This is a genomic window from Neisseria sp. 74A18, from assembly GCF_001308005.1.
Taxonomy (GTDB): Bacteria; Pseudomonadota; Gammaproteobacteria; order Burkholderiales; family Neisseriaceae; genus Neisseria; species Neisseria dumasiana.
The window spans coordinates 1-15,220 of sequence record NZ_LGZA01000018.1 but is presented as its reverse complement, the minus strand read 5'-3'; the positions used below and the strand labels follow the sequence as shown (position 1 = coordinate 15,220).

At 50.8% G+C, this 15,220-nt stretch carries 15 protein-coding genes and 1 pseudogene; all 16 read right to left on the bottom strand.

Features of this window, described 5'->3' with window-relative positions; all coding sequences use genetic code 11:
• Nucleotides 1-108: 108 nt before the first annotated feature.
• The gene (locus AKG43_RS06920) at nucleotides 109-612 is read right to left on the bottom strand and encodes an isoprenylcysteine carboxyl methyltransferase family protein (protein ID WP_054599838.1); all 504 of its coding nucleotides are present in this window, start codon (nucleotides 610-612) and stop codon (nucleotides 109-111) included.
• A gap of 382 nt (nucleotides 613-994) precedes the next feature.
• Nucleotides 995-2,167, bottom strand: a complete 1,173-nt coding sequence (ftsZ, locus tag AKG43_RS06915) for a cell division protein FtsZ (protein WP_054599837.1) — start codon at nucleotides 2,165-2,167, stop codon at nucleotides 995-997.
• Nucleotides 2,168-2,304: 137 nt separating this feature from the next.
• Complete coding sequence (ftsA, locus tag AKG43_RS06910) at nucleotides 2,305-3,540, bottom strand: cell division protein FtsA (protein ID WP_054599836.1); 1,236 nt, start codon at nucleotides 3,538-3,540, stop codon at nucleotides 2,305-2,307.
• 24 nt (nucleotides 3,541-3,564) lie between these two features.
• Nucleotides 3,565-4,332, bottom strand: coding sequence for a cell division protein FtsQ/DivIB (locus tag AKG43_RS06905; protein WP_054599835.1), 768 nt, complete (start codon nucleotides 4,330-4,332; stop codon nucleotides 3,565-3,567).
• Nucleotides 4,322-5,233 (bottom strand): D-alanine--D-alanine ligase, encoded by a 912-nt coding sequence (locus tag AKG43_RS06900; RefSeq protein ID WP_054599863.1) that lies wholly within the window; start codon nucleotides 5,231-5,233, stop codon nucleotides 4,322-4,324. Before AKG43_RS06900 ends, AKG43_RS06905 begins: the two co-directional genes overlap by 11 nt.
• Nucleotides 5,234-5,267: 34 nt before the next feature.
• The gene (gene murC, locus AKG43_RS06895) at nucleotides 5,268-6,668 is read right to left on the bottom strand and encodes a UDP-N-acetylmuramate--L-alanine ligase (protein ID WP_054599834.1); all 1,401 of its coding nucleotides are present in this window, start codon (nucleotides 6,666-6,668) and stop codon (nucleotides 5,268-5,270) included.
• A 238-nt stretch (nucleotides 6,669-6,906) separates the two neighbouring features.
• Nucleotides 6,907-7,974, bottom strand: a complete 1,068-nt coding sequence (gene murG / locus AKG43_RS06890; protein WP_054599833.1) for an undecaprenyldiphospho-muramoylpentapeptide beta-N-acetylglucosaminyltransferase — start codon at nucleotides 7,972-7,974, stop codon at nucleotides 6,907-6,909.
• 5 nt (nucleotides 7,975-7,979) lie between these two features.
• The gene (gene ftsW, locus AKG43_RS06885; protein WP_054599832.1) at nucleotides 7,980-9,140 is read right to left on the bottom strand and encodes a putative lipid II flippase FtsW; all 1,161 of its coding nucleotides are present in this window, start codon (nucleotides 9,138-9,140) and stop codon (nucleotides 7,980-7,982) included.
• A gap of 134 nt (nucleotides 9,141-9,274) precedes the next feature.
• The gene (locus AKG43_RS06880) at nucleotides 9,275-9,862 is read right to left on the bottom strand and encodes a murein L,D-transpeptidase family protein (protein WP_054599831.1); all 588 of its coding nucleotides are present in this window, start codon (nucleotides 9,860-9,862) and stop codon (nucleotides 9,275-9,277) included.
• Nucleotides 9,859-10,326 (bottom strand): hypothetical protein, encoded by a 468-nt coding sequence (locus AKG43_RS06875; protein ID WP_054599830.1) that lies wholly within the window; start codon nucleotides 10,324-10,326, stop codon nucleotides 9,859-9,861. Before AKG43_RS06875 ends, AKG43_RS06880 begins: the two co-directional genes overlap by 4 nt.
• Before the next feature lie 175 nt (nucleotides 10,327-10,501).
• A complete protein-coding gene (gene murD, locus AKG43_RS06870; RefSeq protein ID WP_054599829.1) occupies nucleotides 10,502-11,839 on the bottom strand; it encodes a UDP-N-acetylmuramoyl-L-alanine--D-glutamate ligase in 1,338 nt (445 codons plus the stop codon).
• A gap of 149 nt (nucleotides 11,840-11,988) precedes the next feature.
• Nucleotides 11,989-12,485 (bottom strand): annotated as a pseudogene (locus AKG43_RS06865) (group II truncated hemoglobin).
• 16 nt (nucleotides 12,486-12,501) lie between these two features.
• Entirely contained in the window at nucleotides 12,502-13,584 is a 1,083-nt protein-coding gene (mraY, locus tag AKG43_RS06860) for a phospho-N-acetylmuramoyl-pentapeptide-transferase (RefSeq protein ID WP_054599828.1), read from the bottom strand.
• 97 nt (nucleotides 13,585-13,681) lie between these two features.
• Nucleotides 13,682-13,852, bottom strand: coding sequence for a hypothetical protein (locus AKG43_RS12975; RefSeq protein ID WP_197273131.1), 171 nt, complete (start codon nucleotides 13,850-13,852; stop codon nucleotides 13,682-13,684).
• A 236-nt stretch (nucleotides 13,853-14,088) separates the two neighbouring features.
• Entirely contained in the window at nucleotides 14,089-14,361 is a 273-nt protein-coding gene (locus tag AKG43_RS06855) for a DNA mismatch repair protein MutS (RefSeq protein WP_231718127.1), read from the bottom strand.
• 94 nt (nucleotides 14,362-14,455) lie between these two features.
• Nucleotides 14,456-14,638, bottom strand: a complete 183-nt coding sequence (locus AKG43_RS06850) for a hypothetical protein (RefSeq protein ID WP_054599826.1) — start codon at nucleotides 14,636-14,638, stop codon at nucleotides 14,456-14,458.
• Nucleotides 14,639-15,220 lie beyond the last annotated feature (582 nt).

The window sequence follows — 15,220 nt, the reverse complement described above, 5'->3', positions numbered from 1 at the left end:
AACTGTAAATTTATTATCAATATTCTAGCTGAAACAAATGCCATTCTGAAAAAATAGCCTGCTAAAAAAGCCGTCTGAACATAAGTTTTCAGACGGCCTAAACAGCGTTTACCACAAATGGCGCATCGCTTCATGCTCTTGGCGGATACGGATAGAGAGAATAACCATATACACCGGCAAGCCGACCATCATGGTTGTCCAAGCATGACAAAGCAAACCCACGCCGATCAGCTCGGGAATAATATTCAAAAAATAATTGGGATGGCGTACATAGCGGAACAACCACGACCTGTTGATTTTATGTTGCGGATGGATATAAATTTTCAGCGTCCAAATTTCACCCAACGCACGAATAACGTAAAACAGCACAACCAAGGCAAACGCCGTCAATGCCGTACCTGCTGCGGAAATACCGTCAAAAACCGCCTCTCGGATATGCGATTCGGCAAGTGCCGAAAAATAATAGATGATATGTGCCGCAGCCAGCAGCTTCGAATTTTTCTCGCCAAACTGCTTGGCACCCGCCGCAATCAAGCGTTTTTCGTTTTGAACAGAAATAGAAAGAGAAACTAAACGGATAGCAAAAATAAGAGCAAAAACAGCTGTAATCATATAGAAAAGGTTTCCTAATACAAATGAACAAAGTGCCTGCAAAGCTTTTCAGACGGCCTCGGTATCTTTCCGCCTGAAGCCGTTTCCCGAAAGCCATGATAGTCAATCAACTTAAAAATAGTACATACGTCATATTCGGGCTTGACCCGAGTATCGCCTAAATTTGCTGAAACTCAAGATAATCGCGTCAAGCCGAGTATGACGGTTTTGTTATTAAGTAAGTTGATTGATTCTAGACGAACGGAAAAGCCTTTTTCTTACAACTGCGCATCTATAAAAGTTACCGTATAAGGGCAACGCATTGATTCAAAAAACATACGACCGTCTGAAACAATATGTTTCAGACGGTCGTATCGCTGATTCTTAATCAGAACAACAAATCTTAATCTGCTTGGCGACGCAAAATGGCTGGAATTTCAAAATCATCCAATACAGATTGATTTGAAAAATCAGAAGCAGTCAGGTTCATGCTGCGGGTATTGCGGCCGGAACGGATTAAGCCGTCGATATTGGGGAAACCGTCGTCCGTGCCGGTAGCCTGCTGGGTTTTCACCATACGCAGATTATTGTTGGAACCCAACACATTGTTTTCTTTCAAACCGGTTGCGATGATGGTTACACGGATGGCATCTTCTTCCATGTTTTCATCTTCGGCCGTACCGTATTTACGCTCTGCTTCGGGATGGGCATATTCGTCCACCACTTTCATGATTTCGCGGTATTCCGACATTTTCAGGCACCCCGGAGCGGTGGTAATGTTTACCAACACGCCGCGCGCACCATCCAAAGTCACATCATCCAAGAGCGGGCTGGAAATAGCTTGTTCAGTAGCCAAGCGTGCACGGTCGATGCCTTGGGCAAAGCCTGAACCCATCATCGCCATGCCCATAATGCTCATCACGTTTTTCACGTCGGCGAAGTCCAAGTTGATGAAACCGGGGCGGGTAACTACTTCGGAAATACCGGCAACGGCATCGCGCAACACATTGTCGGCAGCGCGGAATGCTTCACGCACGGTGATGTCTTCGCCCAATGCAGTCATCAGTTTGTCGTTAGGAATCACGATTAATGAATCCACTTGGCTTTTCAGGTGATCCAAGCCTTCTTGGGCGATGTGAACGCGTTTACCTTCGTGGCCGAACGGACGGGTCACAACAGCCACAGTCAAAATGCCTTGCTCTTTGGCAATTTCAGCAACAACAGGAGCAGCACCGGTACCGGTACCACCGCCCATACCGGTGGTAATGAACAGCATATTGGCACCGCGGATGGCATCTGCAATGGCTTCACGGTCTTCTTGGGCTGCGGCGCGGCCGATTTCAGGGTTGGCACCCGCACCCAAACCGCGGGTTAAATTGGTACCTAACTGGATACGTTTGCCGGCATTGCTTTTGCCTAAAGATTGGGCGTCGGTATTCGCGCTAATAAATTCAACACCTTGAACGGTATTCAAAATCATGTTGTTGATAGCGTTGCAACCGCCGCCGCCGATGCCGATAACTTTAATGACCGCAGGGCTTGCAGCTGATTCTACTACGTCGTAAACCAATTCCATGTAACACTCCTTTGCGCCCTGCGTCAGGACGGATAAAACGGGATAAAAAATGGGAATAAATATACGCTAATTATATAAGAAGCATGATGCGGCTGGCAAAAGCCTTCTTATATTCTTATTATATTTTTACGTTTGTTTTAAAAGTTGTTTTTGAGCCAGTCGCGGAATTTCACCCACAAGCTGTCTTTGTGCTCTCTTACTACGACCGCGCCGGAAACTGGGCTGCCGTAAACTTCGCCGCGGGCCGCCTGAAGCAAGCCGATGGCGGTAGCATAACGGGGATTGCGGATACGTTCGGAAACGCCGCCCATTTCTTGCGGCACACCTATACGCGCAGGCAGGTTGAATACGTCTTCTGCCAAATCCACAATGCCGGTAAGCAGTGATGCGCCGCCCGTCAATACGATGCCGGAAGTCAGCACTTCTTCGGGGAAACCCGAACGGCGCAACTCGTTAAGCGTCAGCTCCAAAATTTCTTCCACGCGCGGGCCGATAACGCTGGCCAATACGCGGCGGGAAATTTGGCGCGGCTGGCGGTCGCCTACGCTGGGCACTTCGATCATTTCATCCAAACCGTCCATAGTGGCAATAGCCACGCCGTGATGGATTTTGATGTATTCAGCCGCATTATGCGGAGTACGCAATGCTTGTGCCAAATCTTTGGTAATCAAATCGCCGGCAACCGGAATCACGGCGGTATGGCGGATGGCACCGTTGGTATAAACGGCAATATCGGTAGTACCGCCGCCGATATCGATTACGCATACGCCCAAATCTTTTTCGTCTTCGGTTAAGACGGCCTGCCCGCTGGCCAAAGGCTGCAACATAATCTGATCCATGTGCAGGCCGCAGCGGTTAACGCATTTTTGGATGTTTTGCAGGGCGGTAATGGCTCCGGTAATGATGTGTACGCGCGTATCCAAACGAACGCCGCTCATGCCGATGGGTTCTTTCACGCCGGGTTGGTTGTCGATAATATACTCTTGGACAACGGTATGCAGTATATTGTGGTCAGGCGGAATATTAACGGCTTTAGCGGTTTCAATAGCACGGTCGATATCGGCTTGCGACACTTCGCCGTCTTTGATTTTAACCACGCCTTGCGAATTGAGGCTGCGGATATGGTTGCCTGCGATGCCGGTGGTTACGCTGTCTACTTTACAGTCCGCCATCAACTCGGCTTCGTTCATGGCCTGTTTAATGGCTTGGGCAGTGGCATCGATATTGGTCACCATACCGGCTTTCAGGCCGCGCGACGGTGCCTGACCCAAGCCGATAATGTGGATTTCATTGTCTTCCTGTATTTCGCCGATTAATGCGATAACTTTAGAAGTACCGATATCCAATGCGCTGATATATTTGCCTTTTACCATGATGTCCCATTCATTTTATTTATGTTACTGTCTGTTTGCTGTTTCGGCCTCTGGAATCGCGGTTTCAGACGGCCCTGCTGTTTCTTGCTCTTGTGTTTTCTCAAGATAGCGCACGGCAAAACCGTCTTTGTAGCGCATATCTACATAATCTATGTTGCTTTGGCGCACTTGCAGCACTTCCTGCCACATGTCGGCAAAGCGTTGCAGACGTTTGGTTTCGTTTTCACGCCCCAATCTGACGGAAATGCCGTTGTTTAATTCTACCGACCACGCCGAACGCGGTGTGTATTCGAGTTTGGCGATACTCAGGTTTTTGGGTTTGAGTATGGCGGTAAATTCGTTGTAATGCTTGACCATGATGGCTCCGGTTCCGGGCTGCCCTTCGAAGAGCGGAAAGGCTTCGTCGGTAGCGGCATTGAACAGGTTGCCGTTGCTGTCGATCAAACCGGATTCTTTCCAGCGCCCTACCGGCACACGCTCTTTCAGGTTGATTTCAACCGTGTCGGGCAGGCGGCGGCGCACGGACACTTTATCTATCCACGGCAGTTTGGCAAAGGCTTCTTGGGCACCGTTCAAATCGGCTTTGAAAATATTGCCGCGGATGTATTGCTGCGCCACGCTTTGCAGTTGTTTGTTGCCGGTGCGTTGCACATCGCCTTCGATTTTTACCTGCTTGACCGGAAAATAAGGTGAATTGTAAACCCAAACGGCCAATGCTCCCAGCAGTATCAACACTACCAGGATCATCAGCCAGCCGGTTACGCGCTTTAATGCGCCTGCATTATCCCACATGAGCGGTTTTCAGAATTTCAACACATAAATCGGCGAAGCTCAAGCCGGTTTGGGCAGCCGATTTCGGCACTAAGCTGTGGTCGGTCATTCCGGGCAAGGTGTTGATTTCCAGAAGATACAGTTTGCCGTCGGTATCTTTCAGAAAATCTACTCTCGATACGCCCTGCGCACCTATGGCTACCGCGCCCCGTGCCGCTAAAACGCGCATCTGTGCTTCGTCTTCCTGATTTAAATCGGACGGGCATTGATACACGGTATCGTTACGGTTGTATTTGGCTTCGTAGTCGTAAAACTCGGTGGCGGGAATAATGCGGATGCTGGGGTAGCCTTCGCCGTTAATCACGGGGCAGGAATATTCTCCGCCGCCGATAAAGCGTTCGGCAATAATCTCGCCGTGAAAATGCTTGAGTTCTTCATACACTTCTTTCAGACGGCCTGCTTCTTTCACTTTTACTACGCCTACGCTGCTGCCTTCTGCGGCGGGCTTCACAAACATAGGCAGGCCGAGCTGCCGCTCGAGTTCGTCAAAATCGCTGTTTTCGTGAAGCACGGCAAATTCGGGAACGGGCAAACCCAAAGCCTGCCAAATCAGTTTGCAGCGGTATTTATCCATGCCGACGGCGGAAGCCATCACCCCGCTTCCCGTGTAGGGAATGCCCAATAATTCGAGCGCACCCTGCACGCTGCCGTCTTCACCGTAAGTGCCGTGCAGGATATTGAAGGCCGTCTGAAACCCTTGTGTTTTCAGCTCTGAAAGCGGGGTTTCTTTCGGGTCGAACGCATGGGCGTCTATCCCTTTGCTTTTTAGGGCTTCGAGAATGGCGGCTCCGCTTTTTAAGGATATCTCCCGTTCGCTTGAAAAACCGCCCATCAGTACGGCAACTTTGCCAAATGCTTGCATGTTGGTAACTCTTTCTTTGTTCAGACGGCCTGTTTTATGCGCGGGCACTTGCTTCGATAAACGCTGCCGGCACTTTATTGATGCTGCCCGCTCCCATGGTCAGCACCACGTCTCCGTCTTGCAGAAGGTTGATCAGGGTTTCGGGCAACGCATTCACATCTTCGCAGTAGATCGGTTCAAGCCTGCCCAATACACGCACGGCACGCGCCAAGGCGCGGCTGTCGGCGGCCACAATCGGCTCTTCTCCGGCGGCATACACTTCGGTGAGCACCAGAGTGTCGACGGTATTCAACACGCTTACGAAGTCTTCGAATAAATCGCGGGTGCGGGTATAGCGGTGCGGCTGAAACGCCAACACCAAACGGTTGTTCGGATACGCACCGCGGGCTGCGGCCAATGTTGCGGCCATTTCTACGGGGTGATGGCCGTAATCGTCGATCAAGGTCACTTTTCCGCCCGAAGGCAAGGCAACTTCGCCGTATTTTTGGAAACGGCGGCCTACGCCTTCAAAGCCCAACAAACCTTTTTGAATGGCCTCTACCGACGCGCCGACCTCTAAAGCCACGCCGATGGCGGCAAGTGCGTTCAATACGTTATGACGGCCCGGCATGTTCAGCACCACTTCAAACGGTTCGGTGCCGTTGTGTTTCGCATGCACGGTAAAGCGCATTTGCGTGCCTTCGGTGCGCACGTCGGTGGCGTAAATATCGGCGGATTCGTCCAGCCCGTAAGTGGCAAAAGGTTTGCTGATGCGCGGCACAATCGCCCGCACATGCTCGCTGTCGATGCACAAAAAGGCTTTGCCGTAAAAAGGCATGCGGTGGATAAAGGTTACAAACGCCTGATGCAGCTTTTCGACGCTGTGGTCGTAGGTATCCATGTGGTCGGTGTCGATATTGGTCACAACCGACATAACGGGGGTGAGATGCAGAAAAGAGGCGTCCGATTCGTCTGCTTCGGCAACGATGTATTGGCCGCTGCCCAAACGGGCGTTTGTACCGGCGGCGGTGAGTTTGCCGCCGATAACAAAGGTCGGGTCCATGCCTGCTGCCGCCAAAATAGATGCGGTCAGGCTGGTGGTGGTGGTTTTGCCGTGTGTGCCGGCAATGGCGATGCCGTCGCGAAAGCGCATCAGCTCGGCCAACATCAAGGCACGGGGAATCACGGGGATTTTGCGCTCGTGCGCGGCCACCACTTCGGGATTGTCGGCCTTCACGGCGGTTGAAATCACAACAACGTCGGCATCGGTAACGTGGGCGGCGGTATGGCCGGGATACACCTGAATCCCCAAGCCGCTCAGGTGGCGCGTTACCGCACTTTGCGCCTGATCGGAACCGGATACGTTAAAACCCAGATTGTGCAGCACTTCGGCAATCCCGCTCATACCCGAACCGCCGATGCCCACAAAATGAATATTGTTAACTCTGTTTTTCATGTTGTTGTTATTCCTGAATTTTACATACCGTTTCAGACGGCCTTGCTATTTTATCCCCCTGCTTTTCGGCGATGCGGATGCAAGTGTCGTTTTACACGGGAATAAAAAGTTATTATTTTAATGGCCTGCGGCCCGAGAAGCTATGGGTTTAATGTAAAAGGCTGTTCAGGTTGTTTGAAAATATGCAGAAATTTTTTTCAGACGGCCTCAATAGAAACCACAGGCCGTCTGAAATGAATTACATGGTGGTGGCGATGGCGGTAACGGCCACATCGTCGGCACTGTGCGGCATGGCCAAAGTGCGCGCGTTTTTCGCCCACTCGAGGCAGCGGTCTCTATCCAACGCCCACAATACTTCGGCCAGCTTTTCGGCAGTCAGTTGCGACTGCGGCAGCAGCAAACCGGCATCGGCTTTCACCATAAAGCGGGCGTTGGCGGTTTGGTGGTCGTCAACGGCATGTGGATACGGCACCAGCAGCGCGCCCACGCCTGCTGCGGTCAGCTCGGCAATCGTCAGCGCACCGGCACGGCAAATCACCACATCGGCATGTTGGTAAGCGGCAACCATATCGTCGATAAATTCCACGCATTTGGCTTTTACGTTCAGCAAATCGTAATCGCTTTGCAGGCTGCCGAGTTTGCCGCGACCGGCTTGATGATAAATCTGCGGGCGTTCGTTTTCGGTAAGCAGAGCCAAAGCGCGCGGCACGGTTTGGTTCAATACGTCTGCGCCCAAGCTGCCGCCCATTACCAATACTTTCAGACGGCCTTCCCTGCCGGCAAAGCGTTGGGCGGGTTCGGGCAGATTGGCGATGTCTGCACGCACGGGATTGCCGACCAAGCCGTCGGGATTGTCAAATGCTTTGGGAAAAGCATACAGCACGCGGCGCGCCCAGCGGGAAAGCTGTTTGTTGGCCAAACCGGCCACGGCGTTTTGCTCGTGAATCACTACGGGAATACCCGCCAATTTGGCCGCCACCCCGCCCGGAAAGGTCACAAATCCACCGAAGCCGATCACACAATCCACGCGGTGCCTTCTAATGATATGCAGCGCAGCCTGCACGGTTTTAAACAAAGTGAACGGCAGCATGATTTTGCGCTTGAGTCCGTTGCCGCGCACGCCTTTGATGGCCAGCGTTTCCAAACGGATATTGTGCTTGGGCACGATGCGCTCTTCCATCGAGCCTGCGCTGCCCAGCCAAATCACATGGTGCCCGCGCGAGCGCAGCGATTCCGCCACCGCCAGCGCGGGGAAAATGTGGCCTCCCGTGCCACCTGCCATCAACATAAAGGTTTTTGTTTTCATCGTTTTTACCCCTCGACTTTATAACCGCGCATTTTCAGGCGGTTTTCATAATCCACTCTCAGCAACAGTGCCATACAGGCCAGCATAATGATGACGGCCGAACCGCCGTAAGACATCAGCGGCAAGGTCAGGCCTTTGGTCGGCAGCAGGCCGATGTTCACGCCGATATTGAAAAAGCTTTGAATGCCCAACCAGATACCGATGCCTTTGGCAACATAAGCACCGAAAAACAATTCCAAATCGCGCGCCTGCTTGCCGATGGAAAATGCACGCCACACCAGCCACGCATAGCAGAAAATCAGCACGAAAATGCCGACAAAACCGAACTCTTCGCCAATTACCGCCAAAATGAAGTCGGTATGCGCTTCGGGCAGATAAAAGCGTTTTTCCAAACTCGCACCCAAGCCGACGCCGAACCACTCGCCGCGGGCAATCGCCATCAGCGAATGGGTAAGCTGGTAGCCCTTGCCGAGCGGGTCTTCCCACGGATTCAAAAACGCCGCCACACGCGCCATACGATACGGCGCAACGGCAATCAAAGCAGCCATACTGGCCAAACCGATGCCCACCATCATCATGAACCACCGCCACGGCAAGCCGGCTAGAAACAGCAGCCCCATCGCTACGGCAGTCACCACCACAAACGAACCGAAGTCCGGCTCCAGCATAATCAGCCCCAAGCCGATACCTACCGGCACGGCGGAAAAACCCACTTTTTTAAACTGCTTGAGAATTTCGGCACGACGGGTAAAGAAGCTCGACAGATACAGAATCACCGCCATTTTGAAAATCTCTGTCGGCTGCAAGTTGAACGGCCCCAAATGAATCCAGCGTTTCGCGCCGTTGATTTCACGCCCCACCACCAACACGGCCACCAGCAAAACCAAGCTGCCGAGCAGGATAAACGGCGTTGCCTTTTTCCAGGTTTTCAGCGGGATTTTCGCCACGGCCAAGGCCACGCCTGCACCTATGCCTAAAAATATGGCTTGGCGGCCGAGATAAAACCATTTGTCGCCGCCGTCGTGCGCGGCATAGGCAATCGAGGCGGAATAAATCATCATCAGGCTGAACGCCGTCATCAAAACCACCATCCACAGCAGCGAATGGTCGAATTTCTGCCCGCTGCGGAGGATTTTACGGTCGAGAATTTTGGATTCGGTAATCATATTGCTTGAATCATTTCTGTTGGATTTAAATATTTCAGACGGCCTCAAACATACTAGGCCGTCTGAACAGATGGCGTCAGCCCCTTATTTCGTTTTTAAAACATTTCCCCCGCACACCGGCAACGCACCGCCGCTTATGGGCGGATGTCAATGGGCGCATTGTAAACCACGCTGCGGTAGAGTTCGTCCACCTCATCATCGGTAACCGCGATGCAGCCGTTGGTCCAGTCGCGCCGCAAATGGTGTCTGCCGATGGCGCCTTTGCCGTTGGGCAAGCCGTGGATTTTAATCAGCCCGCCCGGCTCTTTGCCCTGCGATGCGGCATAGGCTTTATCGGCGGCATTCGGATAAGACACGCCCAGATTTTTATGATAGCCGCTGTTCGGATTTCGTTCGTTTATCCGGTAAAGACCTTCGGGCGTTTTGCCGTCGCCTTCAAACTGCTTGTGGCCGACGGGATTAAAACCCAGCGACACCGGATAAATTTTCAGCAACTCTTCCCCGTGATACGCCCACATCTGGCGCTTGGCCTTATAAACCACCAAACGGTCGATCACAGCCGAAGCCGGAAGCGGCTCCGAATTGCCCACCTTCGGCTTGGCCTCGGCCTCGCCTTCCAGCACGGCGGGCGGTAGCGGTTTCAGCCAAAATAAAAAGACTGCGGCGATGGTCACAAGAATCGAGAAGGTTATTCCTACCCCAAACCAAACTTTTTTATTCATTGCTGAACTGCCTCCGGCTGTTTATCGGTTGATAACATGGAAGTTTGGGGCAACCAAAACGAAAATACCAAAGCTGATAACAATCCTGCGATACTGAAAGCGTACCAAATCAGCGATAAGCCGAAAAAGAGCCAATCAAGCACTATCGGCACCAAAGCGCCTGTAATACCCATCACAACGCTGCCTTTTATGCCCCGCCGCAACTTTAATACATTAGCCACAAGCCAAGTCAGCCAAGCGGGGATGACGCCGAACATCCAAGAGATTGGGATGGAATACGGCCATGCGTCCCACAGCATTGAGGCCGAACCGGCGAATAACCCGCCATTGCTTAACGCCTCGACAACAATAAGACTTAACAGCCCAAGCGGGCCGCCAAACAAGCACATCGGCCATAGCAAAGGCAGATAATTCAACTTATCCGGCACTATTTCTTGATGATCTTGACGACTTGCCTGCTCCACCCGTTTTCCTTTCTGATTAAACCGCTCGAAACCGAGCCGGGATATTCATTATGGGCAAAGCAAGACGGCTCATCATCAGCGTTCGGATAAGCGGTGCGATTTCGGCGCAGGCAAGCACTTTTCCGTACTGCACGTTTTTCAGACGGCCTCAAACCATCAGGCCGTCTGAAAAACCTTACAACGCCTTAAACGCCTCAACAAACACCTGCGCCCGATGCGCATAGCCTTTGAACATATCGAAGCTCGCGCAAGCCGGGCTGAGCAAAACGATGTCGCCGCTTTGCGCCAGCTTGTAGGCCGTCTGAACGGCTTCTTCCAGCGTTGCGCAGTCAATCAAATCCACACCGCAGCCGGCTAAATCGCGGCGGATAAGCGCCGCATCCACACCGATCAGCAGCACGGCGCGGGCTTTGTTGTGCAGCGCGGCGCGCAGGGGCGTGAAGTCCTGCCCTTTGCCCTGCCCGCCCGCAATCAACACCAGCGGGCTTTGCAAACCGGCAATGGCGGCGGCGGTGGCACCGACATTGGTGCCTTTGCTGTCGTCGATAAACGTGATGCCGTTTTTCTCGCCGACTTTTTCCACGCGGTGCGGCAGGCCTTTAAAGGTTTGAATGTGTTGCAGCAATTCGGTTCGCGGCAGGCCGACGGCTTCGCACAAAGCCAAAGCCGCCAACACGTTCGCCGCGTTGTGCAAGCCTTGCAGGGGAATGGTGGCGGTGTCCAGCAAATCGTTTGCACCGGCTTTCAGACGGCCTGTCTGAACGTCCGCCCAATAATCGGCCTGCCCTTCCAACGAAAACCATTTGATGTCGCGGTTCGGGCGTTTCATGGCACGGCACATCACGTCGTCGGCATTGAGCACCTGCACGCCGCTGCCGCGAAAAATTTTGTCTTTGGCGTGGGCATAATCGAGCAGGTCGTCGTAGCGGTCGAGGTGATCTTCTGAAATATTCAGCACCACCGCGGCATCGGCGGCAAGATGGTCGGTGTTTTCAAGCTGGAAACTGGATAACTCGAGCACCCATACGTCCGCCGCTTTGCCGCCGCGCTGCATATAGGCCTCCAACACGGGCGTGCCGATATTGCCCGCCACCACGGTGTCCAGCCCGCATTTTTCGCACAGATAACCGACCAAACTGGTAACGGTGGTTTTGCCGTTGCTGCCGGTGATGGCGATGATTTTGTCGCTTTTGCCTTTCAACTCGTGCGCCAGAATTTCCACGTCGCCCAACACCACGCCGCCGCTTTGCTTGAACACCTCGATTTCGGGCGCACGCTCGCTGATGCCGGGGCTGAGGGCGAGAATATCGAAACCGTGCGCCAAAGCGTCTTTCAGACGGCCTGTATAACAGCTTAAGCCGTTAAACCGCTGCTTCAATTCCGCCTCGCGTTCGGGTTTCAAATCAGCATCATAAGCCGCCACCTGCGCGCCCTGCCGCTGCAAAAACGCAATCATCGAAACACCCGTGCCGCCCAGGCCGGCGACTAGGATTTTTTTGTTTTGCCAGTTCATTTTGTTACTCTGAATATGTCCGTCATACTCGGGCTTGACCCGAGTATCTTGTTATCTGCAAGGCCGTCTGAAATACCTCTCCCTGATATTTGGGAGATACTCGGGTCAAGCCCGAGTATGACGCGCTATTTTTATATCGATCAATTTTTTCAGACGGCCTCAAAAAACCCTGCTACCCCAAATACCTTCAACACCGCCACCAACTCCGCCAGCCTATCTTCAGGATTCCCCGCCATCGGCGGCATAGGCGAGGCATATTCCGGTTCGTTTTGGTTGCGCATCCAGTCGGCCAATACAAACAGGCGCAGCAGCAGCGGCTCCGCCCATTCGGGTTTGACCGACAATTCCTGCAAGGCTTGGGCGAAACAGGCGATCCATTGGTTGCGTGTGTTCATGCTTACGGCAAAGGGAAAATGCCGCTGGCGCAAGCGCGGATGGCCGTGCGCATGTTCGTACAGTGGCGGGCCACCGAGCCAGCCGCTTAAAAATTGAAACAGTCGTTCGCGGCATAATCCAGCGTTTCGCCGTGTTGTTCACGCAGTTCGGTGTATTGCGGCTCTAAGTCCATCAAATCATAGAAGCGGTCGGTCAATTCCTGCACGCCCGCTTCGCCGCCCAATAAGTTGTAGAGGGTTTGTTGTGTCATATCTTTTCAGACGGCCTCAACGCACCTTCAGCGTGCTCAAACCGATCAGCACCAACACGATGGTAATGATCCAAAAGCGCACCACCACCTGCGTTTCTTTCCAGCCTTTTTGCTCGTAATGGTGGTGAATCGGCGCCATCAGGAAAATGCGTTTTTTCGTGCGTTTGTACCAGCTCACTTGCAGCATCACCGAAATGGCTTCGACCACAAACAGGCCGCCCATAATCACCAGCACGAACTCTTGGCGGATAATCACCGCCACGGTGCCGAGTGCCGCACCCAAAGCCAGCGCGCCCACGTCGCCCATAAACACTTGTGCGGGGTAGGCGTTGAACCACAAAAAGCCCAAACATGCGCCGCACATGGCCGCGCAGAAAATCACCACTTCGTTCGCGCCCGCCACATACGGCTGCTGCAAGTAGGCGGCAAATTCGGAGTGGCCGCTGGCGTAGGCAAAAACCGCCAAACCGCCTGCCACCAGCACCACGGGGAAAGCGGCCAAGCCGTCCAAGCCGTCGGTAAGGTTCACGGCGTTGGACGTGCCGACGATGGTGAGATAAGCCAACACCACAAAGCCGATCACGCCCAGCGGCAAGGCGACTTGTTTGAAGAAAGGCACAATCAGAATATTGTTGGCCGAGTTTTGCGCCACATAAAACAGCAGCAAACCCGCCGCCAATGCTACACCCGACTGCCACACCATTTTGAACCGCGCCGACACGCCGTTCGGGTCTTTATAAACCACCTTGCGCCAGTCGTCGTAAAAACCCAGCGCGCCGGTGGCCAGCAGTACCAGCAGCAGAATCCAAATATAGATGTTGCCGAGATTGCCCCACAGCAGTGTGGACACGGTAATCGCGGTAAGAATCAACGAGCCGCCCATCGTAGGCGTGCCGGTTTTAATCAGGTGGGTTTGCGGCCCGTCGTGGCGCACGGCCTGGCCGACTTTCAACTCGGTCAGCTTGCGGATAGTCCACGGGCCGAGCAGCAGCGAGAATGCCAATGCGGTTAATGCCGCCATCACGGCGCGGAATGTGGTGTATTGAAAAACGTTCAGCGCGGAAATCCAGTCGCTGAAATGGGCTAACCATAGAAACATGGGGTTTACTTCCTTTTTGTTGTCGTATTTTTATTGATCTTGCTTAGGCCGTCTGAAAAGGCTTTAAGTATGCTCGAATCCGTTTTCAAACAGGCATTTATTTTTCGATATTACGCTCAATCACGCATATCGGATAACCGCCCGGCTGTTTGCCGCCGCCCAAATCCAGGCATAAATCATCATAAACATAGGTTTGGAATTTCATGCCTGCGTAAAAAGCGGCCACCAGAGCGGCGAGGAAAATAATGGTTTTGAGTATTTTGTTCATATTTAAGATTTTGAATTTAATTACCTATTCATCCAAAGGCATAAAAGCTTCATCTTCGATAATCACTCACAACAGATTTAGACAAAGCGGTCGTTTTTTTTCATATTTTTCTTCGCCTAAAAACAATAGCTTTTTTAACTATCATGTATGAGAAAAATCTAAGTTCAGTTAGCTTGCTAAGTTTAGAATCGTACATAAAAAACTTTTATATTATATTAAGAACCATGCCTTTAATTTTATTGAAAATAATCCTCATCAACTACCCAACCATTCAATCCATTTTCACAACGGATTTTTCTAAATTTATCAACTTTGTCATAAACCTCTTCTCCTAAAAAACAAATACTCCCTTTCGGAATAATAAAATCGGGCTGACTATACAAAGCTCCTACTTCTCGATACATATTTACATCTCTTAAAGCAACCACTTTTTTTTCTTGATTATTTTGACAACCTAAAAGCCCAAAACATGTACTCATAGCTATATAAAGGCAAGCTACATTATTCATTTTATTAATCCCAAAGAATTTTTTATCACTCTTTATCAACATATAATGATAAATAACCCATCTAAAGCTATTTGATGCTACTTTTGCTGTTTATTTACTTCATAGGTTCAAAAGCTTCATCTTCAATAACCAGTCCTTTAAGTCCATTCTCACAACGAACTTCTACGAAACGGTCAGTTTTGCCATATTTCTCTTTACCCAAAAAGCAAATACTATCTTTAGGAATAATAAAATCTACAAGACTGTAAGCCGCATCTGTACTGTTATATCCATACATCTCTTAAAGCTTTTACTTTCATTTCTTGTGAATGACACGCACCCAGCAGGAAAAACACCATGCAAAAATATTTTTTCATTTTTTTGGATAAATCCTTCTTTTAATTAATCGAGGAGATTTATTTAAGCCATCCATTATGTCTGAAATTTACTAAAATTCTTATCCAATGCATACTGGGTAATCAGGCGAGGTAAACCAAAAAGATTGGAGTCAAGTTCTATATACGCATTTACAAATAATTTATTTTGATTTGGCCTAATATTTTTATCCAAATACACTCTGTCATCCAAGCAGTGTAAAATTCCTAATATCTAAATTGTTCAACCGCGACGGCATCTTCCCGAAATTTATTGATAACCTTTTGAGAACGAAACATCTTTGACATACGCAGCACAAGATAAAAAAACATCAGAAGAACATAAATATTTCCAGCTATCATATAAAAATTGATTTAGATTAGAAAAAAATTATAATCGAAACTCAAAAGCAATTTTCTCTTTATAATATTATTCATAAGTTCTATTTGGATCACCAAAATAAGAAGAGTACAAATTTTCATATTCTTTATTATCAATAAAGAAT